The organism is Nonomuraea harbinensis (assembly GCF_019396385.1).
GTDB lineage: Bacteria > Actinomycetota > Actinomycetes > Streptosporangiales > Streptosporangiaceae > Nonomuraea > Nonomuraea ferruginea.
On the sequence record NZ_JAHKRN010000030.1, the window covers coordinates 9,735 to 36,461 of the forward strand.

The following is a 26,727-nucleotide window of genomic DNA, read 5'->3' on the forward strand; positions in this document are numbered from 1 at the left end:
TGCTGGCGGTGGCGCGCCGATCCTGGTGTCCGGTCGGGTGGTCCGGTGCTGGCGGTGGCGCGCCGATCCTGGTGTCCGGTCGGGTGGTCCGGTGCTGGCGGTGGCGCGCCGATCCTGGTGTCCGGTCGGGTGGTCCGGTGCTGGCGGTGGCGCGCCGATCCTGGTGTCCGGTCGGGTGATCCGGCGCTGGAAGTGGCGCGCCGGCCCCGGCGTCCCGCCAGGAGGGCCCGCGCCGGAAACGGCGCGCCGATGTCGCGTAGCCGGTGGCGGGCGTCCGGCCGGGATCTCCCCGGTTCTCCGCAGGCTCTCCGGGGTGACGGCGGGATGAGCGGGCCGCAGGCACGCCTCACGGCGTTCAGCCCCGGGGTTTCCCGAAGAGGTCGATGAGATGACCTCGGCGTTGGCGAGAGGTCGCGCGGGTGATGCTGGAACACGAGGGATGCGGGAAGACGAACCGGGCCCCGGGAAGGTGGGGGGGAGGGGGCATCGGTGGCGCGCTGAGTGGTGAGCGCCGGGGCCGATGGGTCGCCCGCGTGGAGGGCAAGGGCGGTCGTCAAGTCCAGATGACGCCCCGCATCATGATGTGCTCCCTTCGCAGTGGCTTGTTCGCGGAAGCGAACCGTGTCCACATCTAGCCAACCACATAACCTCTGCGGTTTCTCTGGCAAAGCTATCGTTTCCCATCGCGCACCGCACACTCCGCAACTATTGTGTTACACATCGTTAGTGGGAGGGGAGACCGCATGGCGGCGGCCAGTCACACCTCGATAAAGCGACGTGACGGTCTGTCCGCATTGGTCTCCCGATGGCCATTTCTCGGCCAACGCCGAGCCTTGGTCGCCTACATCAGCGTGATCGTCGTCGCCGACCTGGCCGCGATCGCCGCCACGGCTCTCACCACCCCCTTCCACTGGCGCAGCCTGATGGTCTTCGCGGCGCTGATGGGCTGTGGCGCGGTCTGCATCGAGGCCACCAGACGGCTCGGCATGCCGGCAGGGGTGTCGCGTGACCTGCTGTCGGCCTGGTGGCTGCCCGTCGCGCTGCTGCTGCCGCCGGTGTACGCGCTGCTCGCGCCGATCGTGCTGCAGACGCTGCTGCAGTTGCGGGTCCGGGCGGCGGTGCTGCACCGGCGGGTGTTCAGCGCGGCCGCGATCGGCCTGGCCGGGTGCGCGGCGTCCCTGCTGTTCCACGGGCTGGCCCCGGAAGCCTGGCCGCTCTCGGGGAGCGACAGCGCCACCATCATGCTGGCGATCCTGGCCGCCGTGGTGTTCGCGCTCATCAACACCGCCCTGATCGCGATCGCCGCCCACACCGCCAACCCCGACCTCGGCTGGCGTGCGGTGCTCTGGGACCGGGAGAGCTTCACGCTGGACGTGGTGGAGCTGTGCCTCGGCGTCACGGTGACCGTCGGGTGCGGCCTGCACCCCATCCTGCTGCTGCTCGCCCTCCCCCCGGTCGTGCTGCTCCAGCGCAGCCTCCTGCACGCCCAGCTGCAGGCGGCGGCCCGCACCGACGCGAAGACCGGCCTGCTCAACGCCGCCGCCTGGCAGCGGGAGGCCGACACCGAGATCGTCCGCGCGCGCCGTACGGGAGAGACGCTCGCGCTCCTGATCATCGACATCGACCACTTCAAACGGGTCAACGACGCCCACGGGCATCTGGCCGGAGACCTGGTGCTGGTCAACGTGGCGGACGTGCTCCGGGGCCAGTTGCGCGACTACGACCTGGTGGGGCGCTTCGGCGGCGAGGAGTTCGTCGTGCTGCTGCCGGGGGCCGACCTGCACGAGGCCCGCCGGGTCGCCGAGCGCCTGCGTGCCCGGATCGGCCGCATGTCCGTCCCCGCCGACGAGGCGGTCATCTCGGTCACGGTCTCGGCGGGCGTCGCCCTGATGTCCGAGCACGGCGACGACCTCATCGAGCTCCTGGCGGCCGCCGACCTGGCCCTCTACCGGGCCAAGGAGCTGGGCAGAAACCGCGTCTGCGTCCCCGCCGTCCCGCCCCGTCTCCAGGGCGACCCGGCCGGCTGACCTCGCGGCCCCCCGGCAGGCCCGGCCAGGAAGGCCCTTCGCCGTCGCGTTCGGAAGCTCGGGCGGGAGCCCCTAAGCTAGATACCATGCCGGAGTACATCTATACGCTTCAGCGCGTGCGCAAGGCGCATGGCGACAAGGTTGTCCTTGACGACGTCACCCTGTCGTTCCTGCCAGGGGCCAAGATCGGTGTCCTGGGGCCCAACGGCACGGGCAAGTCGACGCTGCTCCGGATGATGGCCGGTCTGGAGCAGCCGTCCAACGGCGAGGCGCGGCTGATGCCGGGCTTCACCGTGGGCATGCTCCAGCAGGAGCCGCCTCTCAACGAGGAGAAGACCGTGCTCGGCAACGTCCAGGAGGGCGTCGCCGAGACGATGCGGATGCTCGAGCGCTACAACGAGATCGCCGAGCAGATGGCCACCGACTACAGCGACGAGCTGCTCGACGAGATGGGCAAGCTGCAGGAGCAGCTTGAGCATCGCAACGCCTGGGATCTCGACAGCCAGCTGGAGCAGGCGATGGACGCTCTGCGCTGCCCGCCGCCCGACGCCGACGTGACGACGCTGTCCGGTGGCGAGCGCCGCCGCGTGGCCCTCTGCAAGCTGCTGCTGGAGGCGCCCGACCTGCTGCTGCTCGACGAGCCGACCAACCACCTCGACGCCGAGAGCGTCCAGTGGCTGGAGCAGCACCTGGAGAAGTACGCCGGCACCGTCCTGGCCGTCACCCACGACCGCTACTTCCTCGACAACGTCGCGACCTGGATCCTCGAGCTCGACCGCGGCCGTGCCTACGCCTACGAGGGCAACTACTCGACCTACCTCGAGGCCAAGGCGGCCCGGCTCAGGGTCGAGGGCCAGAAGGACGTCAAGCGCAAGAAGCGCCTCGAAGACGAGCTGGAGTGGGTCCGGTCCAACCCGAAGGCCCGCCAGACCAAGAGCAAGGCCCGGCTGCAGCGCTACGAGGAGATGGCGGCCGAGGCCGACAAGCACCGCAAGCTCGACTTCGACGAGATCCAGATCCCGCCGGGCCCGCGCCTCGGCACCACGGTCATCAGGGCGGAGGATCTCACCAAGGGCTTCGACGACCGCCTGCTGATGGAGAAGCTCACCTTCGACCTGCCGCGTAACGGCATCGTCGGCATCATCGGCCCCAACGGCGTCGGCAAGACCACGCTCTTCCGCATGATCACGGGTGACGAGCAGCCCGACGGCGGCGCCATCACCGTCGGCGACACCGTCAAGATCTCGTACGCCGACCAGAGCCGGGGAGGCATCGACCCCAACAAGAACGTGTGGGAGGTCGTCTCCGACGGGCTCGACCACATCAAGGTCGGCAACGTCGAGATGCCGTCGCGCGCCTACATCGCCGCGTTCGGGTTCAGGGGGCCCGACCAGCAGAAGAAGGCGGGTGTGCTGTCCGGCGGCGAGCGCAACCGGCTCAACCTGGCGCTGACCCTCAAGCAGGGCGGCAACGTGCTGCTGCTCGACGAGCCCACCAACGACCTCGACACCGAGACGCTGTCCTCGCTGGAGAACGCGCTGCTGGAATTCCCGGGCTGCGCCGTCATCACCTCCCACGACCGGTGGTTCCTCGACCGGATCGCCACGCACATCCTGGCGTGGGAGGAAGGGTCCAACTGGTTCTGGTTCGAGGGCAACTTCGCCGACTACGAGAAGAACAAGATCGATCGGCTGGGCGCCGACGCGGCCCGCCCGCACCGGGTGACCTACCGCAAGCTGCACCGCGACTGATCGCGTGGTTCCACCCCGGATCCCGCACGGAGACCGTCTCCGTGCGGGATCTCGCGTTTCCGGGGTGTACGAGGGATGTCTAGAATCAGATTCTAGATTCGCTGAGGGGAAGGAGTCCGGGTGGAGCTCGAACTGGACGGCGTCGAGGTGGCCTTCGACCACACGGCCGTGGCCGCGCCGCGCATCAGGGACCTGCTGCCGATCTACCGCGACCTGCTCGGTGGGCGGCACCTCGGGGGCGGGGGCGACAACCGGCAGGCCGGATACCGGACCCTGCAGCTCACCTACACCAACGGGAGCAAGGTCGAACTGATGGAGCCGCTGCCCGGTTCGACGTTCTTCGACAGCTTCTTCGAGCTGACCCGGGGCAGGGGCGGCGTGCACCATCTCAACTTCCACGTGAGCGACATCGACGCGGCCGTGGCCGAGCTGAGGGGGAAGGGCTACCGCCTGCACGGGCTGAACCTGTCGGATCCCCGCTGGCGGGAGGTGTTCCTGCACCCGAAGGAGGCGCACGGGGTGCTGATCCAGCTCGCCCAGGTGGGTCCGCGCCCGGACGGGCCGAGGGCGACGCTGGAGGAGGTGCTGGCGGGCGAGGGCAGGAACGGGAACGGGATCCCGAGCCCTTGAGCAAACGCAGAAGAAAAATCTAGAGTGGGGTTCTAAAACCGAGAGGCGGGAGCCCCATGAAGCCCGTACCACGCCCCACTCCCGACACCCAGCCCTTCTGGGACGGGACGGCGGCCGGAGAGCTCAGGATCCAGCGCTGCCTGGCCTGCGAGCGTCACTACTTCTATCCCCGGCCGAGCTGCCCCCGCTGCGGCTCCGGCTCCGTCGAGTGGGTGCGGGCCAGCGGCAGGGCCACGCTCTACTCGTACGTGATCAACCACCGGCCGGCGCCCGGGTTCGAGGGGCCGTACGCGATCGCGGTGGTGGAGCTGGAGGAGGGGGTGCGGATGATGACGAACCTGGTCGGCGTCGAGCCCGCGCCCGAGAACCTGGAGCTCGACATGCCGCTGCGGGTGACGTTCGAGGAACGTGGCGAGGTGCACGTGCCCCTCTTCAAGCCCGCGGGCGGTGGCCGGTGAACCCGGTGATCGCGGGCGCCGCCGAGACCGACGAGGTCGGCAGGCTGCCCGGCCACTCGACGATGGAGCTCCACCTGGAGGCCGCGCGCAACGCGCTGGCCGACGCGGGCATGACCAAGGACGACATCGACGGCATCGCCACCGTCGGCACCCCCGGCCCCATCCAGGTCGCCCACGCGCTGGGCATCACCCCGTCCTGGCTCGACGGCACCGGGGTCGGCGGTTCGTCGTTCCTGTTCCACGTGCGCCACGCGGCCGCCGCCATCCGGGCGGGGCTCTGCCGTACGGTGCTGATCACGCATGGCGAGTCGGGCCGGTCCCGGATCGGGGCGCCGCGGTTCTCGACGGCGCCCGACTCGCTGATGGGCCAGTTCGAGATGCCGTACGGGGTGATGGGCCCGACGACCACGTTCACCCTGACGGCGCTGCGCTACATGAAGGAGTTCGGCCTCACCCACGAGCAGCTCGCCGAGGTCGCGGTGGCGCAGCGGCGCTGGGCGCACCTGAACCCGCGGGCGATGCACCGCGACCTGATCACGGTGGACGACGTGCTGGCCTCGCGCATCGTCGCCTACCCGTTCCACCTGCTGGAGTGCTGCCTGGTGACCGACGGCGGCGGCGCGCTGGTCGTCACCAGCGAGGACCTGGCCCGGCGGGACGACCCGGTCTACCTGCTGGGCTCGGGCGAGGCGATGGACTCGCCGATGATCTCGCAGATGGAGGACTTCACCACGGCCAAGGGGTTCCGCCTGTCGGGGGAGGCCGCGTTCGCCGAGGCGGGCATCTCGCACGACGACGTGGACCACCTGATGGTGTACGACGCCTTCGCGCACGTGCCGATCTACGGGCTGGAGGACCTGGGGTTCGTCAAGCGGGGCGAGGCCGGCGCGTTCATCGCCGAGGGCCACACCTCACCCGGCGGCCGGCTGCCCCTGAACACGAACGGCGGCGGCCTGTCGTACACGCATACCGGGATGTACGGGATGTTCGCCATCCAGGAGGCGGTGCGGCAGCTGCGCGGTGAGGCGGCCGCGCAGGTGCCGGGGGTGGAGGTGAGCGTCGTCCTGGGGAACGGCGGCATGTTCGCCTCGGCCGCCACGCTGGTGCTGTCGAACCGGCTGCCGTGAGGCTCAGGAAGCGGTGGTCCGCCGCCGCTTCCTGAGCCGGGGTCATTCCCCGATCGTGCCGAGCCGGGCGTGGCCCTTGATCAGGTTGCGCGCGATCGTGCGGCGCTGGATCTCGTCGGTGCCCTCGAAGATCCGCAGCAGCCGCAGCTCGCGGTACCACCGCTCGATCGGCAGCTCCTTGGTGTAGCCCATGCCGCCGTGGATCTGCAGCACCCGGTCGACCACCTGGTTCGCCATGACCGCGCCGTTGAGCTTGGCGATCGAGGAGGCGTGCCGGGCGTCCATGCCCTGCTGGACGCGCCAGGCCGCGTAGAGCGTCAGCCACTTGGCCGCCTCGATCTCCACCTGCGAGTCGGCGATCATCCACTGGATCGCCTGGTATCCGGCGATCGCCTGGCCCATGGACTTGCGGATCTTCGCGTACTCGACGGCCATGCCCAGCATCCGCTCGGCCGAGCCGATGGCCCTGGCCGGGATCATGTAACGGCCCTGGCCGATCCACTGCATGGCCAGCTCGAAGCCCTTGCCCAGCTCGCCCAGGATGTTCTCCTCCGGCACCCGGACGTCCTGGAACACCAGCGACGCGGGCCCCCACTCGCCCATCGTGGGGATCGGCTCGGACGTCCAGCCCATGTCGCGGTCGACGAGGAAGCAGGTGACCCCGTACGGCTCGGCGACGGCGAACACCATGACGAAGTCGGCCTCGCTGCCGCCGGTGATGAACGTCTTCTCGCCGTTGATGACCCACTCGGCGCCGTCGCGTACGGCCCTGGCGCTGATGTTGCGGGCGTCGGAGCCCGCGCCCGGCTCGGTGATGGCGAAGCAGGAGCGGCGCTCGCCCTCGATGGTGGGGATCAGGTAGCGGCGCTTCTGCTCGTCGGTGCCGGCGTACAGGATGTTGTCGGCGCTGCCGCCGAAGGTGAACGGCACGAACGTGCGGCCCACCTCCATGGCGATGATCGCCGACATGATGGGGCCGAGCGCGGCGCCGCCGTACTCCTCGGGGGTGTTGATGCCCCACAGGCCGGTCTTGCGCGCCTTGTCCCGCAGCTCCTGGTTGACGCCGGGGTCGAGCGCGGGGCGGCCGGCGCGCTCGTTGCGCAGCACGTCCGGCTCCAGCGGCATGATCTCCTTCTCCACGAAGGCCCGGACGGTGTCCCTGATCTGCCGTTCCTCGGTGCTGAGCGAGAAGTCCACGGCCGCCTCACTTTCTGGAACAAACCTCTAGGAAAAGGTTCGGCTCTCGTGCGGCAGGCTGTCAAGAATATGATTCTAGAATTTCTCGCCTCTAAGATGTTCGCATGGCACGCAAGACCTCGTGGGAATGGAGCCGTACGGCGCAGACCCGCAAGAGCATGCTCCAGGCGGCGCGGGAGGTGTTCGGCGAGCACGGCTTCGCCGAGGCCGGAGTCTCCGAGGTCGTCGCCCGCGCCGGCTCCAGCGTCGGCAGCCTCTACCACCACTTCGGCGGCAAGACCGAGTTGTTCCTCGCCCTCTACGAGGACCATCAGGCGGCCCACGAGCAGGCCGCGGGCGCCAGCGTGGCGCGGGCCAAGCAGGAGGGCGTCACCGACCCGGTCGAGCTGCTCATCGCCGGCGCCCGCGCCTACCTCGACGGCGCGTGGGAGCGGCGCGACCTGGTCCGGCTGTTCATCGACGGCGACGGGCCGCCCGGCTTCGAGCTGATCCGCCGCACGCGCAACCGCGAGTGGGTACGGCAGAACGCCGTGCTGCTCGGCTCCGGCGGCGACCCGCTCGACCGGTTCACCGTGACGGTGCTGACCAGCATCATCGGCGAGGCCGCCCGGGAGGTGGCCACCAGCGACTCCGAGGAGGACGCGCGCGAGGTGGCCGAGGCGGCGATGACGCTGATCCGCCGCCTCGACCCGCTCAGGATCCGCTAGCCTCCCGGCCGGGGATCTTCCCGTTGGTCAGCGCGTTCGGCGCGGCCTTGTCCACCAGCGCCGGGATCACCGCGCCCAGCTCCGCCGGGTCCCAGCGGGAGCCCTTGTCCACCTCCGGGCCCGCGTGCCAGCCCTCGGCCACGCTGATCCGCCCGGCCCGCACGTTGAACACCCGGCCGGTGACGCCGCGCGACTCGGCGCTGCCCAGCCAGACCACGAGCGGCGCCACGTCGTCGGGGTCCGCGTCGGCGTCGCCCGGGATGATCCCGTCGGTCATCCGGGTCAGCGCGGTCGGCGCGATGGCGTTGACCGTGACGCCGTAGCGCTCCAGCTCCCTGGCGGCGATCACGGTCAGGCCCGCGATGCCCGCCTTGGCCGCGCCGTAGTTGCCCTGGCCGGGGTTGCCGTAGATGCCGGAGGACGAGGTGGTGTTGATGATCCGGGCGTCGACGGGCCGACCGGCCTTGGCCTGCTCGCGCCAGTAGGCGGCGGCGTGGCGCAGCGGGGCGAACGTGCCGCCCAGGTGCACCCGGACCACCGCGTCCCACTCCTCGGCGCTCATGTTGAACAGCATCCGGTCGCGCAGGATCCCGGCGTTGTTGACCAGCACGTGCAGGTCGCCGAAGCGCTCGACGGCGGCCTCGACCAGCCGCCTGGCGCCGTCGAAGTCGGCGACGTCCTCGCCGTTGACGATCGCCTCCCCGCCCATGGCCTCGATCTCCGCGACGACCTCCGCCGCCGCCCCGGACGAGCCGGTGCCGTCCACCTCGGCGCCCAGGTCGTTCACCACCACCTTGGCGCCCTGCCGGGCGAACTCCAGCGCGTGCCCCCGGCCGATGCCCCTGGCCGCGCCCGTGACGATCACCACGCGGCCCTCGGCGATCCCGCTCATCTCGACACCTCGATCCCTCGGCTGACTGATGCGAACAAAATTCTAGTAAGCAAATCTAGAAATGGTAGGCCCTGTCGGGGTCTTGACGGCGAACCGGTACCGTTGCCTCGTGGTTGAACACTCCCTGGCGCAACGGCACGTCTTCCTCCGAATGGTGCGATTCGCGGACATCGACTCGCAAGGACATGTGAACAACGTCCGCTTCTTCGACTACCTTGAGGACGCCCGCTGGGGAATGCTCCACGTCGACCCGTACAAGGCGGGCGAACCCCCCTTCAAGGGCCTGGTCGTGACCCGCCACGAGATCGACTACCTGCGGCCCCTCGGCCTCCGCGCGGAGCCGGTCCGGGTCGAGTCGTGGGTGACCGAGATCAGCCCGGTGCGCTTCACGCTGAAGTACGAGATCCTCGACGACGACGAGCTGTACGTCACGGCCACCTCCAAACTGGTGGCCTACGACGCCGAACGGGCGGCACCGCGCCGGCTCACCGAGGACGAGATGGCGTACCTCAAACGCTTCGCGTGAGCGCCCCGCACCGACGGCGCTGGCTCATGCTGGCCCTCGGGGTCAACGCGCACGCCGGCGTCACCCTCGGCCTGGCCGGACTGCCCCTGGTCATCCCCGACATCCAGCGTCACTTCGGCGTCTCCCTGCCGGTGGCCGGGATCATCGCCAACGCGCCCGGCATCGGCATCCTGCTCGCCCTGGTCGCCTGGGGCGCGCTGGCCGACCGGTACGGCGAGCGGCTGATCCTCGGCCTGGGCGTCGGCGGTGCCGCCCTCCTCTTGGCCGCAGCCTCCTTCGCGGGGAACGCCTGGGCGGTGGTCGCGCTGCTCGCCGGGGCCGGGGCGGCGGGCTGCGCCGCGATGGTGGGCGGCGGACGCATCGTGCTGCGCTGGTTCGAGCCGCCCGAGCGCGGCGTGGCCATGGGAGTGCGGCAGGTCTCGTACACGCTCGGCATGGCCGTGGCCGGGTTCACGCTGCCGCCCGTGGCGCGGGCGTACGGCATCTCCGGCGTCATGCTGGTCTGCGCGGGCGTGAGCCTGCTGGCCGCCGTGCTGGCGGGCGTGTTCCTGGCCGAACCGCCGCACGCCGTCGCCGGGGCCGCCAGGAAGCCCGCCGGGTCCCCGTACCGGCAGCCCGCGCTCTGGCGCGTGCACGCCACGAGCGGGCTGCACGTGGTGCCGCAGGTCGTCGTCGGCACGTATGGGGTCGCCTGCCTGGTCGAGGTGTACGGGTGGGACGGCGTGGCGGCCGGGCAGCTGTTCGCGGGGGCGGCCGTCGCCGGGGCCGCCACGCGGGTCGCGGCGGGCCGCTGGTCCGACGTGACCGGGCTGCGGATGGCGCCGCTGCGCCTGCTCACCCTCACCGCGCTCGCCGCCCTCGCCCTGCTGGTGCTCGGCACGTACGCGGGATCTCGGCTGGGCGTGGCCATGCTGGCGCTGGCCGCGGTGATCACCGTGGCCGGGAACGGGCTGGCCTACCTCGCCGCCGGCGAGCTGGCCGGGCCCGCGGCGGCCGGCCGGGTGCTCGGCGTCCACAACACGGTGCAGAACACGGTGGCGCTGGCAGTCACCCCCCTCGCCGGACTGCTGATCACCCAGTCGGGCTACTGGGCGGCCTTCGCCGCGGGTCTGGCGTGCGCGCTGGTCTCGCTACCGGTCATCCCGGTCCGCGACGAGCGCGCCACCCGGGCTAGCTGACGGCGCGCCGGAGCCAGACGGCCGTGTCGGGCGGCAGGCTGCCGCCGACCGGGCCGCTGGACAGCAGCACGCTCTCGTGCGGCGGCAGCGGCGCCGGCTCGGTGCCGCAGTTGATCGCGCACACCAGCGGCCCGCGCGCGAACACGAGCACGTCCTCGGACGACTCCAGCCATTCCAGCCCGTACGGTACGGTCCGGGCCAGCTCCCGCCGGCAGGCCAGGGCGCGCCGGTAGAACTCCAGCATCGAATCGGGATCGCCGGTCTGCCGGGCCACGCTCAGCTCGGCGAACTCGTCGGGCTGCGGCAGCCACGGCTTCACCCCCTCGGGCGAGAACCCGTACGAGTCGCCCCGAGCGGACCACGGGATCGGCACGCGGCAGCCGTCGCGGCCCGGCAGCTCGCCCTTCGAGCGCTTGAAGACCGGGTCCTGCCGCGCCTCCGGAGGAAGATTCTCTACCTCAGGGAGTCCGAGTTCCTCCCCTTGGTAGAGATATGCCGACCCGGGGAGGGCAAGTGTCGCCAGGAGAGCGGCCCGCGCCCGCGCCATGCCGGTGCCGGGGTCGGCCGTGCCGTAACGGGTGCGGTGGCGTACCACGTCGTGGTTGGACAGCACCCAGGTGGCGAACGGGACCGTCGCCACCGTGTCGTCGATCACCTTCCTGAACGCGGTCGCCGACCAGGGCGCCTGCAGCCAGGCGAAGTTGAAGCTCTGGTGGAGCTCGTCCGGGCGCACGTACAGCGCCAGGTCCTCCAGCGTGTCGGTCCACACCTCGCCCACCGCCATCCGCTCGTCCGGGTAGGTGTCGAGCAGCGCCCGCCAGTCGCGGTAGACGTCGTGGACCTCCGGCTGACCCCAGACCGGGGACCTGGACATGAACGACTGGTCGCGCACGTCCGGCAGGTCCTCCGCCTTGAACAGCCCCATCGCCACGTCGATGCGGAACCCGTCGACGCCCTTGTCCAGCCAGAACCGCAGGATGTCCAGGAACTCCTCCCGGACCTCGGGGTTGCGCCAGTTGAAGTCCGGCTGCTCGGGCGCGAACAGGTGGAGGTACCACGACCCGTCGTCCACCTGGGTCCAGGCAGGGCCGCTGAAGGTGGACTGCCAGTTGTTGGGCCGGTCGCGGAAGATGTAACGGTCGCGGCCCTCGCCCCGCAGCGCGGCCTGGAACCAGGGATGCTCGGAGGAGCTGTGGTTGGGCACGACGTCCACCAGCACCCGCAGGCCGAGCGCGTGCGCGTCGGCCACCAGCGCGTCGAAGTCGGCCAGCGTGCCGAACAGCGGGTCGACACCGCGGTAGTCGGCCACGTCGTAGCCGCCGTCGGCCATGGGGGAGGGGTAGAAGGGGGTCAGCCAGACGGCGTCGACCCCCAGGTCTCTCAGGTAGGGCAGGCGTTCACGTATCCCCGCGAGATCGCCGACGCCGTCTCCGGAGGCGTCGGCGAAGCTGCGGACGTAGATCTCATAGACGACGGCATCACGCCACCAGGGGATGTCCATGTGGCGTGTCATGCCCGCTACGTCGGAGAGTTCACCAGGCTGTGGGCGGCGTTGACCAGATAGGTCCAGAGCCGGCTCTCCTGCTCCTCGGTCAGGCCGAGGTCGTCGACGGCGTCACGCATGTGCTTGAGCCAGGCGTCGCGCTCCTGCTGGCCGATCACGAACGGCACGTGGCGCATCCGCAGCCGCGGGTGCCCGCGCTGCTGGCTGTAGGTGCCGGGGCCGCCCCAGTATTGGACGAGGAACATGCGCAGCCGCTCCTCCGCGCCGGCGAGGTCGGCCTCGGGATACATCGGGCGCAGCAGGGGATCTTCCGCCACCCCTTCGTAGAAACGGCGCACGAGCCGCCGGAACGTCTCCTCGCCCCCGACGGCCTCGTAGAAGGAGGTTTCAGTCACGACCCCAGCCTATGCTCAGCCGACCATCGCAATGTCCGCCGCGTCGAGCGCCGCCTTGACCCGCAGCCGCAGCTCCCGCGCCACCTCTTCCTGCCTGGCCGGCAGCGTCTTGGCCGACAGGCGGAAGACCATGCTGCTGTCGGAGAGCTGCTCCACGCCGAACACCTGCGGGGGCTCCACGACGGCCGCCTCGCGCAGCTCGGCGTCGGCCCACATCTCCTCGGCGACGTTCTCCAGCACCACCCGCACGGTGGTGATGTCGCTGTCGTAGGGGACCGGCACGTCCACGTAGGCGCGCGACCAGCCCTGCGACTCGTTGCCGACGCGGGTGATGGTGCCGTTGCGCACGTACCACACCCGGCCGTCCTCGTCGCGCAGCCGGGTGACGCGCAGGGTGACCGCCTCGACGGTGCCGATGGCGGCGCCCGCGTCGATCACGTCACCCACCCCGTACTGGTCCTCCAGCAGCATGAACATGCCCGCGATGAAGTCCTTGACCAGTTCCTGGGCGCCGAAGCCGATGGCCACGCCGAGGATGCCGACGCTGGTGAGCAGCGGCGCGATGGGGATCGTCAGCCGGTCCAGCACGGTCAGCAGGGTCGTGCCGATGATGACGATGGTGGCGATGTGCCGGAGCACCGAGCCCATGGTCTCGGCCCGCTGCTTGCGGCGCTCGTGCAGCAGGGCGTCCACGCCCGCCGTGACCGTGCCCTTGCGGAAGCGGCCCACCGGGCGGTTGGCGGCCCGGTTGATGACCCGCGTGATGACGCGGTTGACGATGTTGCGCACCAGGAAGCCGATGATCAGGATCAGCACGATCGTGATCGCGCTGGCCACCAGCGGCGCCCAGCTCGCGTTGTCCATCCAGCCGGCCAGCACTGAGCAGAGGAGTGTGTCCCCCTGGCAGATCTCCGCCATCTTGGTGCCCACCTTGTCGAGGTCCGGGACCATGGAGGTGGTCGGTTCGGGCGACGGCGGCGACAGCAGGAACACTGAAGGGTCCTCCTCCGGGAAAACGATTCGACCGGCGGTACGGGGCCGGATACGCCCCAAATTTACCGCCGGTCGAACCGGCCGCCGTCACATCACGCCGGGGAAGACGGGGTCATCAGGCCCTGGGCCGCGGAGGGAGGAACCTGACGCTCCGATGACGGTCGGCTCGGACGGGTCACGCACCCGGAAGCGTGTCCCGTGCCGTCTCCGGGGAGGGGGCCCCGAGCGCTTTCCGGCCAGGCCGAAAAGCGGGTCTCGATAGTTACGCAGAGTAACCGGAGTCGGCGGGACAGCCAGAGTCCGCGCTGGTGCGCGGCTCTCCGCACCGGCCGTCCCGCCGGCTCCGTGGAGCCGCGGTGATGACGGTGAGCCGCGGTGGCTGCGCTCCACCCGGTTCACCGCCCGGTCACTCTCCCACCGCGGCGAGCACGCGGGCGACCTTGGTCGCCGCACCGGCCGGGTCGTCGACGGTGTGCAGCCGTTCCCCCCAGGACCAGCAGTACCACCAGTCGGGAATGTCGGTCGCGACGCGACAGGTGACGTTCTCGGACAGGCTCGTCGCCTTCGGATTGATGACCCTGACGAAGACCCTGCCACTCTGGGTCCGGACCACTCGCGCGAGCAACCCGCGGGCGTCGAGCTCCGACACCAGGCGCTCAAGATGCCCGAAGTTGTCGTCCCCCACCTTTCGTCCTCCCTCGAATCGTTGCGGTGGGCCAAAGATGACTCATGTCGGCTGGTTGCGCAACGCGACATACATGCTCACAGGGAGTCGCCTTGTCACTCCCGGAATGTAAGAAACAGTCCGCCGGAGGACGATCCTTATCCCTAGCCTTCAAGGAGGCGTTTCCAACACGCCATCATTGGGCCATAGTCGAGGCTAGGCGGACCGCAACCTGGACGCTACTCTCAGTGACTAGGGTGATGAGCCGGTCGGGACACATGCGTGAGAGGGGCCGGGATGTCCGGCAGACAGCACAGGGAAACGGAAATGGCTCGTCGGATCAGGGCCAAGGGCCTTGCCGTCGGCCGCACCGCTGCCCAGATCGCTGAAGAGATCCACGAGGCCTGTGGCGCGCAGTTCGGCACAACCAAGATCAAGGGTCACCGCCTGGCCCACGGCATCGCGCTCGCCGACGTCATCGAACAGGTCAGAGCGCTGTTCGAACGCGACGAGAAGCCGGCCCCGGGCATCGGGGAGACCCTGCTGTCGGCGTACGAGAGCGGGCTGAAACGCCCCGGCCCCGAATACCTCCACTACCTGTGCACCGTCTACCGCGTCGAGCCACCCTCGCTCGGCTACGACGGGCCGTGCATCTGCGGCCACGGCCACCGGATGCCCGGCGTCCTCGCGGGCGGCGCCGACGTGAACGGCCGTCACGGCGCGGCGCTGCCCGAGCCGACCGAGCTGCGCACCCCGTCGCTGCACCCCGACAAGAACGTCGACAGCGAGGAGGACGAGAACATCCTCCGGCGCGCGCTCCTCAACCTGCTGACCAACAGCGACGCCGGGGCGACCAAGCTCACCGGCCCGGTGCTGGGCGCCTGCGAGGGCATCCGCCGGCGGATGGACTACACGCTCGTGTCGTCCACCGTCTCTCCCGCCATGCTCGACCAGTGGGAGGAGGCCACGCTCGCGTTCGGCCGGCAGTACACGACCACGGCGCCGCTCCGGCTGCTCTGCGACGTGCTGCTGGAGCTGAGCGCGGTACGCAACGCGATGACCCGGCGCCAGCCCATCGACCTGCAGGAGCGGCTGTGCCGGATGGCCGCCCAGCTCTCCGGGCTGAGCGGCATGATCATGATCAACCTGGGCGACCACCGGCTCGCCCGGTCGTTCTTCCGTACCGGCCGCACCGCCGCCGACGAGACCGGCGACCGGGCCCTGCGCGCGTGGGTGACCGCGCGCGAGGCGCTCGTCCCGCTCTACTACGGCGACGCCCGCGAGGCGCTCAACCTCGCCAAGAAGAGCCGCGACCTGGCAGGCCAGACGCCGTGCGCGGCGCAGGCCATGGCCCCGGTCGTGGAGGCCAGGGCGCTGGCCATGCTCTCGGGCACCGACAGCCGCAAGGAGGTCGTCGACCAGGCCAAGCGCGCGCTCGCGCGGGCGCGCAACGCCTTCTCCCACATCAAGGGGGACGCGCGCGAGGACGTCGCGTTCGGCTACACCGAGAAGCAGCTCTACTTCTACCAGGGCGACGTGCTCACCAAGCTGGGCCAGACGCTGGAGGCGGAGGTCGTGCTCGACCAGGCGCTGCACCAGTACAAGGACCACATCCTGGACCAGACGCTGATCAGGCTGGACCAGGCGCAGTGCCGGCTGATCGAGGGCGAGACGGGCGAGGCGCTGCGGATCGGCATCGAGGCGCTGCGCCTGCTCGGGCCCGAATACCGCACCGACTTCATCATGCGTCCGGCCCTCGCGCTGCTGCAGGCGATCCGGGCCCGTGAGCCCGGCCACCCGGGCCTGGCCGCCTACGAGGAGCAGGTGCGGTCCCCGCAGCCCGTCGGGGGAGAAGGGACCGGCGGTGCATGAGGATCCGCCGCTACCGGTGGTCTGACCTCGACACCATCCTCGCCCTCCATCAGATCTGCCTCGCCGAGGTGGGGCTGGTGCCGGGCGACGGGGTCTACTACGACGACGACTTCCCCCGCATCCAGGAGATCTACCTGGCGTGCGGGGGCGACTTCCTGGTCGGCGAGGCCGACGGGAGGGTCGTCGCCATGGGCGGGCTGAAACCGGTCGACAGCGCGACCGCCGAGGTGTGCCGGCTGCGCGTGCACCCGGCGTTCCAGGGGCGCGGTCTCGGCTCCGCCATGCTCTCCGCGCTCGAACACCGCGCGGCCGAGCTGGGTTTCCGCCGGCTGAGCGGCGACACCACGCTCAACCAGGGGGCCGCGCTGGTGCTGTACGAGCGGCACGGGTGGCGGGAGGTCGCGCGGGAGCAGGTGGGCGAGCTCACGGTCGTCTACGGGGAGAAGCGACTGGCACCCGCACCTGCTGAAATTAAGGATATGTCGGAGAAAGCGCCCGTTTCGGGCGCTTTCTCCTTTTGATGTACGCGCTGGGCGGTTGGCAGATACGGCCGAAGAGGGGGCGGTGGTATGTGGGGAATTGCCGGATCTCCGGATTTAGAGGATAAGGATGTCCGGTCCTTCGAGTGAGGCTCTTCACTCCCGGTGGTAGAGGAACATCACCGCAGACCATCGGCGATCCGGCCGCCGTGATCCGTAGTGAGATGCTTCCGAACATGGCAGTCGTGCCCGCTCCCCGACCCCTCATGGGAGCCGTGCTTCTGTTGTTCGTCAGCGCCGCATGGGGGTCGGCCTTCCCGCTGATGCAGGATCTCATCCACCGCTTACCAGTCGAGGATCTGCTCGCCGAGCGCTACACGCTGGCGGCTCTGACGCTGCTCCTCATCCGTCCCAGGTGCCTGTGGGGGCTGTCGCGGCGGACGTGGATCAACGGGGTCATCCTGGGGGTCATGTTCGGGGTGGGGCAGAGCGCGCAGGCCGTGGCCCTCTACAGCCTGCCCGCGGCGGTCTCGGGGTTCGCCGTCGGGTGCAGCGTCGTGATCACACCGGTCATGGCGCTGGCGCTGTTCAAGGCCAAGGTGCCGTACCGGGTGTGGATCGGGGTGGTGCTGGCGATGGCCGGCATGACCGTGTTCACGCTGCTGCGCGGCATCGAGGACGGCGGCTTCTCGCTGCCGGCCCTCGGGGTGACGCTCTGCGCCGCGGCGCTGTACTCGGGTCACACGCTGCTGCTGGGCCGCCTGTCCAGGAAGGGCGAGCAGTTCGACGCGTACGCGCTGACGGTCATCCAGCTCGGGGTCATCGGCCTGCTGACCGGCGGGCTGGCCGTGCGCGACGGGATCACGCTGCCTGGCGAGACGTCCGACTGGGTGGTGCTCGGCCACCTGTCCGTCGTGTCGTGCGCGCTCGGCTTCCTGGCTCGCTCGTACGGGCAGGCGTACGTGTCCGCGGTGCCCAGCGCCGTGCTGATGTCGTCGCAGCCCTTCTGGGTGGCGGCCATCGCGGTGATCTGGTTCGGCGAGCAACTGGGCTGGAGCATGCTGCTCGGGGGCGGGCTGATGGCGGCGGCGATGCTCCTGGCGGTGCCGTCGCCCGGGGCCGCGCTGGACGAGCCCCAGTCGCGCCGCCGTGACCTGCTCATGGTCTCGCGGCGGGCGTCCCGGGTGCTGGGCGAGCTGAAGGTCAAGCGCGGGGACCCGCTGATGCTGAACGGCAAGGTGCCGCCGGCGCTCCCGCCCGGTCCGTGCGGGGGCGCCGACTCGTGCCTGTGGCCGGGCCGTGCGGCCAAGGGGACGGGGGAGCCGAGCCTGGAGCGGCTCATCGAGCGGGCCAGCCGCATCGTCCGGGCCAGGAACGAGAACGCGGAGGGGTGCTGCGATTCGGTGCCGCGGCTGGGCCGTTGCCTGTGTGAGCTCATGAACGAACCCGGCGGCAAAAGATCGGGGGCGACGTACCCCTGCCGGTTTCGGTCACAATAGGGGTATAGGCGGGAGAAATAATGAACGCTTCTCAGTAATTATACTCTGACTTATTGGGTATATATCTTGATATTCGCTGGAGTGTCCGAATAATGAATATCACTCCAGTGAAGAGGTGCATGATGAAGCGCATCGTCGTCCGCAAGCCCGGAACCGCGCGGCTCGGTGGGACCTCCAGCGTCATTCACAAGGGGTGACAGAGGAACGGTCCCACCTCAGAGCTCCGGGCGGTCCGCCCGTACGGTTCGGGAACGCGCGGCTGCTGATGCCCGTGATCGACGGTCATCGGCAGCCGCTCGGCCCCTACACCGTCGGCGCGGCGCTCCTGGGGGGACTGGTGCCGGAGGCCCTCGACCGGCGCCCCGAGCTGGTGGCCGAGCATGACATCGAGATCAGGGCCGTCGCGCCCGCGCTCGCGGATCTCGTACCCGCCAGGCGGGTGACCCTCGACGCGCGGCTGTCCGACGAGGAGCGCATCCTCGTCCCCGCGCCCCGCCGCACGCTCCGGCTGGCCAACGGGGTCGCCGAGTTCGTCCGGCAGGTCGTGCAGCCCGGCCTCGCCCTGGCCGTCTGCAACGGGGACCACGCCGACCCCACCGACACCGAGCTGCTCGACGTGCTCATGCGCAGGATCCCGCCGGCCGTCCTGGCGATCACCGTGTACGCGGACGGCCCGGAGCCGCCGCCGGACACGCGGGACGCCGCCGAGCTGTGGACGCTCGTGGACCGGTGCGTACGGGAGGGTTTCCTGCACGCGGTGGCCGAGCTGGGGCAGCGCGCGCTGACGCTGGCCGGGCCCGGCGGCGAGCCGTGGTGGCGCCTCGCCCAGCGCACCGCGACCGCGCTCGGCGGCCTCGACCGGCGGGCCGAGGCGCGCGTCGTGTGGGAGGGGGCGCGCCGGTCCAGCCAGGACCCGGCCGTGCACGCCGCGACCGCGTACGGGCTGGCCATGCTGGACGCCCGCGACCCCGACCGGGCGCGGCGCGACCTGGGCAGGGCGCGCGGGTGGATCAACCAGGCGATCGCCATCTCGACGCTGCTGCCCGACCCCGGGCAGCGGGCGTTCAAGCTCGGCTTCGACCGCAACGGGCTGGCGCTCGTCGAGCTGCGCGAGGGCCGCCTGTCCGAGGCGCTGGCGCTGGTCGAGTCGGCCATCGAGCTGGCCGGGGAGCTGGGGGAGCGGCACCCGGTGCACCGGATGGTGCTGCTGGCCAACCGGGCCCAGCTGCTGGCCGGGCTGGGGCGGACCAAGGAGGCGCTGGAGGACTTCTCCGCCGCCATCGCCGTCGACCCGATGTTCCCCGACTACTACGTGGACCGCGGCAACCTGCTGTTCAAGCTGGGCCGGCACGCCGAGGCGCTGGCGGACTACGAGTCGGCGCTGGCGGCCGGGCCGCCGCTGCCCGAGGCGCACTACAACCGGGCGGAGCTCCGCATCGCCCAGGACGACGTGACGGGCGCGCTGGCCGACCTGGCCAGGGTGATCGAGCTCGATCCCGCCTACGTGGACGCGTACATCAACCGGGCCGGGCTGCTCGCCGCGCTGGAGCGGGACGCGGAGGCGCGGGCGGACGTCGAGGCCGGTCTCGCCTGCGCGCCCGGGAACCCGCACCTGCTCACGGTGCTCGGCCAGCTGGAGACCGCGGCAGGACGGCTGCGGGAGGCGCGCCGGGCGCTGGACCTGGCGATCGACCGGGCGCCCTCGCTGGTGGCCGCCTGGGGCAACCGGGGAGTCCTCCGGTACGAAGCCGGCGATCCGGCCGGGGCGGTCGCCGACCTGACCCGGGCGATCGAGCTGGGCCCCCAGCCCGACCTGTACGCCAACCGCGCGGTCGCCCTGCGCGCACTCGGCCGCACCGAAGAGGCCGAAGCCGACGAAGCCCGCGCGACCCACCACTGACCCGACCCCGGCTCCACCGCCACGTCCCCTCGCTGAGGGAAAGCGTCCCCCGGTTGCCCGCCGCGTGGTCAGGCGTCGGCGGAGGGTGCGGTAGTGAGGAGGGTTTTGCCGGTTACCTGGCGGGCCTCGATGGCGGTGTGTGCTTCGGCGGCCGACTCCAGCGGGAGCACCAGGCCGATCGTGGGGCGGAGCCGTCCCGCCGCGGCCTCCTCCAGCGCGGCCCTGGACAGCTCGCGCAGGTCGGTGGCGGGCCAGGGGACCGCCGTCACGCGCGGGCCCGGAGTGGTCATCGGGCCGCCCGCCATGCCGTAGACGCTCATCCGGCCGCCGTCGCGCAGCAGCGTCTCGGCGGTGGCGCCGATCTCGCCGCCCACCCCGTCGAAGACCACGTCCAGCGCACCGGCCGCGTCGCGGACCCGGCCGGCCCAGCCCGGCTCGGTGTAGTCCACGGTCAGCTCGGCGGCGAGCCCGCGCTTGGCCGCGCTGCTCGCCGCACCGATCACCCGGGCGCCGGCGGCCACCGCGAGCTGGACCAGGAGGCTGCCGACGCCGCCGCCCGCCGCCTCCACCAGCACCCACTCGCCCGGCTTCGGCCCGGCGGCGCGGGCCAGGCCGATGGCGGTGCGGCCGTCGGCCAGCAACGCCACCGCGTGCTCCGGCGAGACGCCGCCGGGGATCGGGATCAGGTCGCCGGCGCCCGCCACGGCCAGCTCCGCGTAACCGCCGTAGCCGCCCAGCGTGCTCACCACCCGGGCGCCCACCAGCGACCCCGCCACGCCTTCGCCCACCGCCCGCACGGTGCCCGCCACGCCGTTGCCGAGGATCGCGGGCAGCTCGGCGGTGCGCGGCCCCCGGCCGGCCCGTACCTGCGTCTCCACGAACGTCACACCGGCGACCGCCACCTCGATCAGCGCCTGCCCGGGCCCGGGCACCGGATCGGGCACCTCCTCGGCGACCAGCGCCTCCGGGCCGCCGAACTTCCTCAACATCACCGCACGCATGACACACCTCTCCTCAACCGGAGCGCTCCGCTCCGATCGCGACGGTATATCGGAGCGCTGCGCTCCGCAAGGCGGCTATCCTGTACGGCATGAGCAGGCGCGGCAGGCAGGCCGAGGCGGCGCGCAACGACCTGCGGCTGCTGCGGGCCGCGCACGAGGTGTTCACCACCCAGGGCTTCGACGCCCCCGTGTCGGCCATCGCCAAGCGCGCCGGGCTGGGCATGGGCAGCCTCTACCGCCGCTACCGCACCAAGGAGGAGCTGCTGCAGCGGCTGTGCCTGATCGCCATGGAGCGGGTGGTGGAGGCGGCCTCGGCCGGGCTCGCGGAGGACGACCCGTGGGAGGGGTTCGCCGGGTACGTGCGGGCCTGCGTCGGTTTCGGGTCCGGGGCGCTGGCGCCGGTGGCGGGCACCATCGAGGTCACCGGCGAGATGTCGCGCACCGCGAGGCAGGCCACGGAGCTGGCCGGCCGGCTCGTCGCGCGGGCCCGCGAGGCCGGGGCGCTGCGGGCTGACGTGACGGAACTGGACGTGTCGCTGCTGATCGAGCAGTTCAGCAGGCCGGCTCCCGGGCCGCCGGACGAGCTGCAGGACCGGTTCAAGCAGCGGCTCCTGGCCGTCGCGCTCGACGGCCTGCGCGCCCCCGGCGCCACGCCCCTGCCCGGCGACCCGCCGTCACTCGACTGGTACGAAGGCCGCTGGACCCCCGACACTTCGTGAGGCATCGGAATGCCCTGCCCGGACGGGCCTTGGGGACTACCGTGGGTGCGTGGGCTTCAACGAGCTGCTACGCGATCTCCAGCCGGGCGCGAGCGCGCAGACGGCGGGCATCAGCCGAGGGCACGGCGGCCCGCCCGCCCGGACCCTCGCCGTCCGCTCCGGCCCGCACCGGCTGCGCTGCGCCTCCCTGCTCAAGCCGCTCTACGCGTGGGTCACCGCGGGTCGCATCCCCGACGCCGAGCGGTGGCGACGCCACGCCGAGCCGGCCGTGGTCATCTCGTCCAACGCCGACACCCGCAGCCTGTGGCTGGCCGTCGGGCCGCTGGTCATCCTGGACGACATCTACCAGCGCACCGGGGTCTCCTGGCCGATGCACAACGGCGACCCCTCCAGGTTCGGGTCCATCGAGGTGGCCGCCGACGAGGTGGCGACGGCGTACGCGGCGCTCGCCCAGGCGGCGCTGGCCGGCGACCCGGTGGCCGGCGACGTGCTGGAGTGGATGCGGCAGGTGGAGGGTCAGCAGGCGTTCGGCGTCCGGGAGGCGCTGGCCGCGCCCGGGTCGGGGGTGAAGTGCGGCTGGTTCGGCGAGCCCGACGAGACCTGCCTGCGCACCCACGCCGTGGCGGTGCTGCCGTCGGAGGACACCCGCGCGACGGTGGTGGTCGCGCTGACCGCGCAGCCCTACGCGGACGCGGGCGAACGTGACGCCTACCGCGCCGACGTGCTGGCCGGGTTGTCCGTCGAGGCCGAGCACGAGCGGGTGGCGGGGCCGCTGCTGCGCTCGCTCCTGACCATGTCGCTGACCGAACTGGGCTACCAGGCGTGACCGTCCGGACGGTCGCACCGCCCGGTGAGCTCCCCGATCACCTCGACCAGGTTCGGCGGTTGCACGCTGTCCGGCAGGTCTTCCGCCCAGACGCAGCCCAGATAGGCCTCGCGCTCCTCCTCCGTGAGCTCGCCGGGGTCCACCGGCGGGCGGGCCTCGGGGAAGCGGGCGAGGTAGAACCGCTCGCTCTTGACGTAACGTACGCCCAGCCACGGGAAGTCGCGCTCGACGGCGACCCAGCGGTCCTCGACGGCGGAGCCCGGCAGGCCCGTCTCCTCGGTCAGCTCGCGCCGGGCGGCCTGCAGGGGCGTCTCACCGGGGTCGAGGCCGCCGCCCGGCGGCTCCCACAAGTCGGCGCCGCTGACCTTGTCGTGCCAGTGGAGCAGCAGCACCCTGCCGTCGCGGTCGAGGCAGACGACCCTGGCGGCCGGGCGGGCGCTGACGGCCGTCACGTCTCGTCCTCGTCGAGGACCAGGGCCAGGAGGCCGGGGAAGCGGGCGTCGAACTCGGGCCGGCGCAGCCGGTTGAGCCGGCGCGCGCCCTGTTCGCGCTGCTCCAGCAGCCCCACGCCGCGCAGCACCGCGAAGTGGTGGCTGAGCGTGGACTTGGCGACCGGCAGGTGGTGGAAGGCGGCGCAGGCGCGGCTCCAGTCGGGCACCCCGGCCAGCTCGCGGACGATGCGACGGCGGACGGGGTCGCCGAGCGCGTCGAGGGCGGCCTGGAGCGTCGCCTCGGCGGGGGAGACGTGGACGGGGCCGCGTGTCGTGTTCGATGGGGATCGAACGTCGGTGTAGTGTTCCATCTCGATCGAACATCTTAGTCGCGAGGAGCGCGCGGTGAACATCGGACATGTCGGGGTCTGGCATCCCCTCTTCGGCAACGCGCCGGGCGAGACCGGCGGCCGGGCGGCCGCCCGGGCCGAGGAGCTCGGGTACGGGTCCGTCTGGGTGGGCGAGGGCCCAGGCAGCAAGGACCCGCTCGTGTCCGCGGCGATCCTCCTGGCGGCCACCCGCCGGATCGCCGTCGGCACCGGCATCGCCAGCATCTGGTCACGCGACGCGGCGGCCATGGCGGGCAGCAGGTTCGCGCTGGGCGAAGCCTTCCCCGGCCGCTTCATCGCCGGGCTCGGCGTCAGCCACGCGCCGCTGGTCAACGCGCGCGGCCACGACTACGCCAAGCCGCTCACCGCGATGCGCCGCTATCTGGACGGCATGGACGAGACGGCGAAGCACCACCGGGAGGTCGACGCGCCCCGGCTGCTCGCCGCGCTCCGCCCCGGCATGCTGGAGCTGGCCAGAGACCGCGCCGACGGCGCCCACCCCTACTTCGTGCCGCCCGAGCACAGCGAGCGGGCCAGGGAGATCCTGGGGCCGGGCAAGCTGCTCATGCCCGAGCAGGCGGTGCTCGTCGAGACCGATCCGACGCGGGCCCGCGAGATCGCCCGCGACCACATGTCCGTCTACCTCTCCCTGCCCAACTACCTCAACAACCTGCGCGATCTTGGCTACACCGACGACGACTTCGCCGGCGGCGGCAGCGACCGGCTGGTGGACGCGATCGTGGGCTGGGGGAGCCCGGACGCGGTGGCCGAGCGGGTGCGGGCGCACCTCGGCGCGGGCGCCGACCACGTGGCGATCCAGCCGCTGTCGCCCGGCGGCCCCGACCTCGACGACGCCCTGCGCCAGCTGGAGCTCCTCGCCCCCGCGCTCGGCCTGCGGTGAGGGACCTGTGACGTCCTGAAGACGGTCCGGGGAGCGTGGGCGCCGGGCGGCCCGGCATGACTCAGCGTTTCATCGCGCCGTCGGCGATCGCGTCGGCCGCCTCGCCGATGGCGATGCCCACGATCTCCAGACGGCGCACGAGCTCGCGCTCCTTCATGCGGTCGTTCGTGAGCTCGCCGGAGAAGATGCGCGAGATCTCATACTGGTACATCCGCCGGATCGCGCTGCCGGCCTTCTTGGCCTCCAGCGCGTCGTGCGGCACGGCCGACGGGCTGGAGACGAGGTCGCGGACGGCGGTCTCCAGCGCGTCGATGCCGACGATCACCTGGTCGAGCAGCGGGGTGAAGCGGATCTGGTCGGGCACGCGATAGAGGTGCGACTCGCGGACGAAGTCGCGCAGCGAGTCCAGCACGTCGTCGATCGAGCGCGAGAGCCTGAACAGGTCCTCCCGGTCGATGGGCGTGATCAGGGCCGACTCCAGCTCCTCGACGAGCTGGCGGCGCTCCTCGTCGCCGAGGTGCTCGATGGTGCGCATCTGCTCGTGCGCGCCCGTCCTGCCCACCTCGCCGCCGATCATCGCCATGGCCAGCCACGCGCCCTCCTTGGTGGCCTTCAACTGCCCGAGCAGCGCGTCCGACAGCGCGGTGTCCATGTGCCCCGTCAGCAGGTCACGGATCCTGCGCAGCCGCCTCACCAGCCTGCCGCCCTTCACATCATCACTCCCTTTCCGGCGTAGGCCGCCACCGCGCCCAGCACGCCGCTGGCCGGCAGCGTCAGCAGCCAGGCGACCACGATCTTCACGGCCGCGTACCAGCGGACCCGGCCGCTGCCGCGCACCACCCCCGCGCCGATCAGCCCGCCGGCGATCGCCTGCGTCATGCTGACCGGCATGCCCACGGCGGAGCAGCCGAGCACGGCCGACCCGGCCGACAGCTCCGCCGCCACGCCGTGCAGCGGGCGGAAGGCGATGATCTCGCGGCTGAGCGTGCGGCCCGCCTTCGGGAGCCCGTACATCGCTCCGAGCCCGAACAGCACGGCCGTCAGGGTCGTGTACGGCAGCGGCGCGTCGGAGAAGCTCAGCGCGATCATGAAGATGGCGAGCATCTTCTGTCCGTCGTTGGCAGCGTACGCGACGATCTGCACCACGAACCCGGCGCGGTGCAGGCCGCTCAGCCGGTCGGCGCTGGCGAACCGCACCACCAGCGTCGTCACCGCCCATGCCACCAGGCCGCCCACGATCGGCGCGGCCAGGCCGAAGGCCAGCACCAGCGCCACGTACGGCCCCGAGACGGGCAGGCCCCAGCCCAGGCCCGCCCCGGTGAGCCCGCCGACGAGGGCCAGCGTGAGGCTGGTCGGGCGGCCCTTCATGGTCAGGAAGGTGACCACGGCCATCGCGCTCAGCACGGCGATCGAGGTCGCCGCCCGCCCGCCGGGCCCGTCGAAGGAGGCCAGCCGGTTCACGAACGTCAGCGCCACCTGGTGGGTGGCCAGCGGAACCAGCGCGATCACCACGACCATGGCGAGGATCCCGGTTGCCGGTCGCATCGCCGGCAGCTTGAGCCCGGTCGCCAGGAGCGCCCCGCCGTCGTTCATGCCGGACACGATCGCGAACAGCCCTGCGACCGCGACGAGCACGACGACGTCCGCGGGCATGGGCAACCTCCTGCAAAAGCTGTGTATAGCGGATATCTACCCAAGATCGGGCGCATAAGGCAGGGGAGACCGCGCTTCCCGGGGGCGGTAACCTCGATGGATTCAGTCGCGCAGACCTCACCGAGAGCGATCCATGAGCGTTGCCGAGTACGTCCTCACGTTGTCCTGTCCCGACCGGCCCGGAGTCGTGGCCGCCGTGTCGAGCCTGCTGTCCAGGCACGGCTGCAACATCACCGAGAGCCAGCAGTTCGGTGACCGCGAGAGCGAGCGGTTCTTCATGCGGGTGCAGTTCACCTCGCCGGTCGGCGAGGACGAGGTGCGGGCCGCCTTCGCCGCCCTGGCTTCCGACCTCCGCATGGAGTTCCAGCTCCGCGACCTGGCGAGGAAGCCCAAGGTGCTCATCATGGTGAGCCGGTTCGACCACTGCCTCAACGACCTGCTCTACCGCGTCCGCAGCGGCGCGCTCGACCTCGAGGTCGTCGCGGTCGTCTCCAACCATCCCGACCTGCGCCCGCTCACCCAGTCCCACGGCATCGACTACCACCACCTGCCGGTCACGCCCGAGACCAAGCCGAAGCAGGAGGCCGAGGTGCTGGCGCTGGTCGAGCGCTACCAGGTCGACCTGGTCGTGCTGGCCCGCTACATGCAGGTGCTGTCCGAGGAGCTGTGCGCGAAGCTGAGCGGGCGGGCGATCAACATCCACCACTCGTTCCTGCCGTCCTTCAAGGGCGCCAAGCCCTACCACCAGGCCCACGACCGCGGCGTCAAGCTGATCGGCGCGACCGCCCACTACGTGACGTCCCACCTCGACGAGGGGCCGATCATCGAGCAGGAGGTCGCCCGGGTCAACCACAGCCACTCACCCGAAGACCTGGCCGCCATCGGGCGCGACGTCGAGAGCCTGACCCTGGCCAGGGCGGTCAAATGGCACACCGAGCAGCGGGTCCTGCTCGACGGCCACAAGACCATCGTGTTCCCCCGCTGACCCCGGTGTTAGCCGTGCCCCAG

General features: G+C 71.3%; 27 protein-coding genes. 16 read left to right on the plus strand and 11 right to left on the minus strand.

Annotation, left to right across the window (positions count from 1 at the left end; genetic code table 11):
- Positions 1-833 precede the first annotated feature (833 nt).
- The 5 genes from KME79_RS27405 to KME79_RS27425 all read left to right on the plus strand — a co-directional run bounded on the left by KME79_RS27405 (position 834) and on the right by KME79_RS27425 (position 5,993).
- Positions 834-2,027, plus strand: a complete 1,194-nt coding sequence (locus tag KME79_RS27405) for a GGDEF domain-containing protein (protein ID WP_246640523.1) — start codon at positions 834-836, stop codon at positions 2,025-2,027.
- Between the two features lie 86 nt (positions 2,028-2,113).
- Positions 2,114-3,778, plus strand: a complete 1,665-nt coding sequence (ettA, locus tag KME79_RS27410; protein ID WP_219546977.1) for an energy-dependent translational throttle protein EttA — start codon at positions 2,114-2,116, stop codon at positions 3,776-3,778.
- A gap of 120 nt (positions 3,779-3,898) precedes the next feature.
- Positions 3,899-4,408, plus strand: coding sequence for a VOC family protein (locus tag KME79_RS27415; RefSeq protein ID WP_219546979.1), 510 nt, complete (start codon positions 3,899-3,901; stop codon positions 4,406-4,408).
- 56 nt (positions 4,409-4,464) lie between these two features.
- The gene (locus KME79_RS27420) at positions 4,465-4,866 is read left to right on the plus strand and encodes a Zn-ribbon domain-containing OB-fold protein (RefSeq protein ID WP_219546981.1); all 402 of its coding nucleotides are present in this window, start codon (positions 4,465-4,467) and stop codon (positions 4,864-4,866) included.
- On the plus strand, positions 4,863-5,993 hold the full coding sequence (locus KME79_RS27425; RefSeq protein ID WP_219546982.1) for a thiolase C-terminal domain-containing protein: 1,131 nt from the start codon (positions 4,863-4,865) through the stop codon (positions 5,991-5,993). The genes KME79_RS27420 and KME79_RS27425 overlap by 4 nt, the downstream gene beginning before the upstream one ends.
- A gap of 42 nt (positions 5,994-6,035) precedes the next feature.
- Here KME79_RS27425 and KME79_RS27430 read toward each other — a convergent pair whose 3' ends face one another.
- Entirely contained in the window at positions 6,036-7,190 is a 1,155-nt protein-coding gene (locus tag KME79_RS27430) for an acyl-CoA dehydrogenase family protein (protein WP_219546989.1), read from the minus strand.
- 104 nt (positions 7,191-7,294) lie between these two features.
- Here KME79_RS27430 and KME79_RS27435 point away from each other — a divergent pair, with 104 nt between their 5' ends.
- Complete coding sequence (locus tag KME79_RS27435) at positions 7,295-7,897, plus strand: TetR/AcrR family transcriptional regulator (RefSeq protein ID WP_148029890.1); 603 nt, start codon at positions 7,295-7,297, stop codon at positions 7,895-7,897.
- On the opposite strand, the gene KME79_RS27440 is transcribed toward KME79_RS27435, so the two are convergent.
- Positions 7,884-8,789 (minus strand): SDR family oxidoreductase, encoded by a 906-nt coding sequence (locus tag KME79_RS27440; RefSeq protein WP_148029891.1) that lies wholly within the window; start codon positions 8,787-8,789, stop codon positions 7,884-7,886. The genes KME79_RS27435 and KME79_RS27440 overlap by 14 nt on opposite strands.
- A 109-nt stretch (positions 8,790-8,898) precedes the next feature.
- On the opposite strand from KME79_RS27440, the gene KME79_RS27445 reads away from it, so the two are divergent.
- Complete coding sequence (locus tag KME79_RS27445; protein ID WP_261808363.1) at positions 8,899-9,315, plus strand: acyl-CoA thioesterase; 417 nt, start codon at positions 8,899-8,901, stop codon at positions 9,313-9,315.
- Complete coding sequence (locus KME79_RS27450) at positions 9,312-10,493, plus strand: MFS transporter (RefSeq protein ID WP_219546991.1); 1,182 nt, start codon at positions 9,312-9,314, stop codon at positions 10,491-10,493. Before KME79_RS27445 ends, KME79_RS27450 begins: the two co-directional genes overlap by 4 nt.
- Here KME79_RS27450 and KME79_RS27455 read toward each other — a convergent pair.
- The 4 genes from KME79_RS27455 to KME79_RS27470 all read right to left on the minus strand — a co-directional run bounded on the left by KME79_RS27455 (position 10,486) and on the right by KME79_RS27470 (position 14,070).
- Complete coding sequence (locus KME79_RS27455; protein WP_246640524.1) at positions 10,486-12,006, minus strand: glycoside hydrolase family 13 protein; 1,521 nt, start codon at positions 12,004-12,006, stop codon at positions 10,486-10,488. The two genes, KME79_RS27450 and KME79_RS27455, sit on opposite strands and share 8 nt — an antisense overlap.
- 5 nt (positions 12,007-12,011) lie before the next feature.
- On the minus strand, positions 12,012-12,392 hold the full coding sequence (locus tag KME79_RS27460; RefSeq protein WP_148029894.1) for a globin: 381 nt from the start codon (positions 12,390-12,392) through the stop codon (positions 12,012-12,014).
- 15 nt (positions 12,393-12,407) lie between these two features.
- Positions 12,408-13,385: a mechanosensitive ion channel family protein gene (locus KME79_RS27465; protein WP_219546993.1), complete on the minus strand. Its 978-nt coding sequence runs from the start codon at positions 13,383-13,385 to the stop codon at positions 12,408-12,410.
- 406 nt (positions 13,386-13,791) lie between these two features.
- Positions 13,792-14,070: a hypothetical protein gene (locus KME79_RS27470; protein ID WP_148029896.1), complete on the minus strand. Its 279-nt coding sequence runs from the start codon at positions 14,068-14,070 to the stop codon at positions 13,792-13,794.
- Positions 14,071-14,376: 306 nt separating this feature from the next.
- Between KME79_RS27470 and KME79_RS27475 the strand changes: the two genes are divergently transcribed.
- The 4 genes from KME79_RS27475 to KME79_RS27490 all read left to right on the plus strand — a co-directional run bounded on the left by KME79_RS27475 (position 14,377) and on the right by KME79_RS27490 (position 19,799).
- Positions 14,377-15,921, plus strand: coding sequence for an NsdA family TPR-like regulatory protein (locus KME79_RS27475; protein ID WP_246640525.1), 1,545 nt, complete (start codon positions 14,377-14,379; stop codon positions 15,919-15,921).
- Positions 15,918-16,442 carry a GNAT family N-acetyltransferase gene (locus KME79_RS27480; RefSeq protein ID WP_219546997.1) on the plus strand — a complete coding sequence of 175 codons (525 nt, stop codon included), beginning with the start codon at positions 15,918-15,920 and terminating at the stop codon, positions 16,440-16,442. Before KME79_RS27475 ends, KME79_RS27480 begins: the two co-directional genes overlap by 4 nt.
- 233 nt (positions 16,443-16,675) lie before the next feature.
- The gene (locus KME79_RS27485; protein ID WP_219546999.1) at positions 16,676-17,899 is read left to right on the plus strand and encodes a DMT family transporter; all 1,224 of its coding nucleotides are present in this window, start codon (positions 16,676-16,678) and stop codon (positions 17,897-17,899) included.
- A 193-nt stretch (positions 17,900-18,092) separates the two neighbouring features.
- The gene (locus tag KME79_RS27490) at positions 18,093-19,799 is read left to right on the plus strand and encodes a tetratricopeptide repeat protein (protein ID WP_308249070.1); all 1,707 of its coding nucleotides are present in this window, start codon (positions 18,093-18,095) and stop codon (positions 19,797-19,799) included.
- Between the two features lie 68 nt (positions 19,800-19,867).
- On the opposite strand, the gene KME79_RS27495 is transcribed toward KME79_RS27490, so the two are convergent.
- Positions 19,868-20,800, minus strand: coding sequence for a zinc-binding dehydrogenase (locus tag KME79_RS27495; RefSeq protein WP_219547001.1), 933 nt, complete (start codon positions 20,798-20,800; stop codon positions 19,868-19,870).
- 89 nt (positions 20,801-20,889) lie between these two features.
- Between KME79_RS27495 and KME79_RS27500 the strand changes: the two genes are divergently transcribed.
- Together KME79_RS27500 and KME79_RS27505 are read left to right on the plus strand one after the other, a co-directional pair.
- The gene (locus KME79_RS27500) at positions 20,890-21,519 is read left to right on the plus strand and encodes a TetR/AcrR family transcriptional regulator (protein ID WP_246640526.1); all 630 of its coding nucleotides are present in this window, start codon (positions 20,890-20,892) and stop codon (positions 21,517-21,519) included.
- A 49-nt stretch (positions 21,520-21,568) separates the two neighbouring features.
- On the plus strand, positions 21,569-22,345 hold the full coding sequence (locus KME79_RS27505; RefSeq protein ID WP_148029901.1) for a hypothetical protein: 777 nt from the start codon (positions 21,569-21,571) through the stop codon (positions 22,343-22,345).
- Here KME79_RS27505 and KME79_RS27510 read toward each other — a convergent pair.
- Both KME79_RS27510 and KME79_RS27515 read right to left on the minus strand, forming a co-directional pair.
- Complete coding sequence (locus tag KME79_RS27510; RefSeq protein WP_219547003.1) at positions 22,333-22,797, minus strand: NUDIX hydrolase; 465 nt, start codon at positions 22,795-22,797, stop codon at positions 22,333-22,335. The genes KME79_RS27505 and KME79_RS27510 overlap by 13 nt on opposite strands.
- Complete coding sequence (locus KME79_RS27515; protein ID WP_148029903.1) at positions 22,794-23,147, minus strand: ArsR/SmtB family transcription factor; 354 nt, start codon at positions 23,145-23,147, stop codon at positions 22,794-22,796. Before KME79_RS27515 ends, KME79_RS27510 begins: the two co-directional genes overlap by 4 nt.
- Positions 23,148-23,181: 34 nt before the next feature.
- Here KME79_RS27515 and KME79_RS27520 point away from each other — a divergent pair, with 34 nt between their 5' ends.
- Entirely contained in the window at positions 23,182-24,066 is an 885-nt protein-coding gene (locus tag KME79_RS27520) for a TIGR03620 family F420-dependent LLM class oxidoreductase (RefSeq protein ID WP_148029904.1), read from the plus strand.
- A gap of 61 nt (positions 24,067-24,127) precedes the next feature.
- Here KME79_RS27520 and KME79_RS27525 read toward each other — a convergent pair whose 3' ends face one another.
- Positions 24,128-24,778 (minus strand): DUF47 domain-containing protein, encoded by a 651-nt coding sequence (locus KME79_RS27525; RefSeq protein WP_261808368.1) that lies wholly within the window; start codon positions 24,776-24,778, stop codon positions 24,128-24,130.
- The gene (locus tag KME79_RS27530) at positions 24,775-25,719 is read right to left on the minus strand and encodes an inorganic phosphate transporter (RefSeq protein WP_219547005.1); all 945 of its coding nucleotides are present in this window, start codon (positions 25,717-25,719) and stop codon (positions 24,775-24,777) included. The genes KME79_RS27525 and KME79_RS27530 overlap by 4 nt, the downstream gene beginning before the upstream one ends.
- Before the next feature lie 133 nt (positions 25,720-25,852).
- Here KME79_RS27530 and purU point away from each other — a divergent pair, with 133 nt between their 5' ends.
- A complete protein-coding gene (gene purU / locus KME79_RS27535; RefSeq protein WP_148029906.1) occupies positions 25,853-26,704 on the plus strand; it encodes a formyltetrahydrofolate deformylase in 852 nt (283 codons plus the stop codon).
- The last annotated feature ends 23 nt before the right edge of the window (positions 26,705-26,727 follow it).

What these genes read in the sequence shown, in the direction of transcription:
- KME79_RS27420 (WP_219546981.1), top strand. Translation starts at nt 4,465, where the DNA reads ATGAAGCCCGTACCACGCCCCACTCCCGACACCCAGCCCTTCTGGGAC.
- KME79_RS27495 (WP_219547001.1), bottom strand. Translation starts at nt 20,800, where the DNA reads ATGCGTGCGGTGATGTTGAGGAAGTTCGGCGGCCCGGAGGCGCTGGTC.
- KME79_RS27480 (WP_219546997.1), top strand. Translation starts at nt 15,918, where the DNA reads ATGAGGATCCGCCGCTACCGGTGGTCTGACCTCGACACCATCCTCGCC.
- purU (WP_148029906.1), top strand. Translation starts at nt 25,853, where the DNA reads ATGAGCGTTGCCGAGTACGTCCTCACGTTGTCCTGTCCCGACCGGCCC.
- KME79_RS27455 (WP_246640524.1), bottom strand. Translation starts at nt 12,006, where the DNA reads ATGACACGCCACATGGACATCCCCTGGTGGCGTGATGCCGTCGTCTAT.
- ettA (WP_219546977.1), top strand. Translation starts at nt 2,114, where the DNA reads ATGCCGGAGTACATCTATACGCTTCAGCGCGTGCGCAAGGCGCATGGC.
- KME79_RS27475 (WP_246640525.1), top strand. Translation starts at nt 14,377, where the DNA reads ATGGCTCGTCGGATCAGGGCCAAGGGCCTTGCCGTCGGCCGCACCGCT.
- KME79_RS27515 (WP_148029903.1), bottom strand. Translation starts at nt 23,147, where the DNA reads ATGGAACACTACACCGACGTTCGATCCCCATCGAACACGACACGCGGC.
- KME79_RS27435 (WP_148029890.1), top strand. Translation starts at nt 7,295, where the DNA reads ATGGCACGCAAGACCTCGTGGGAATGGAGCCGTACGGCGCAGACCCGC.
- KME79_RS27530 (WP_219547005.1), bottom strand. Translation starts at nt 25,719, where the DNA reads ATGCCCGCGGACGTCGTCGTGCTCGTCGCGGTCGCAGGGCTGTTCGCG.
- KME79_RS27500 (WP_246640526.1), top strand. Translation starts at nt 20,890, where the DNA reads ATGAGCAGGCGCGGCAGGCAGGCCGAGGCGGCGCGCAACGACCTGCGG.
- KME79_RS27440 (WP_148029891.1), bottom strand. Translation starts at nt 8,789, where the DNA reads ATGAGCGGGATCGCCGAGGGCCGCGTGGTGATCGTCACGGGCGCGGCC.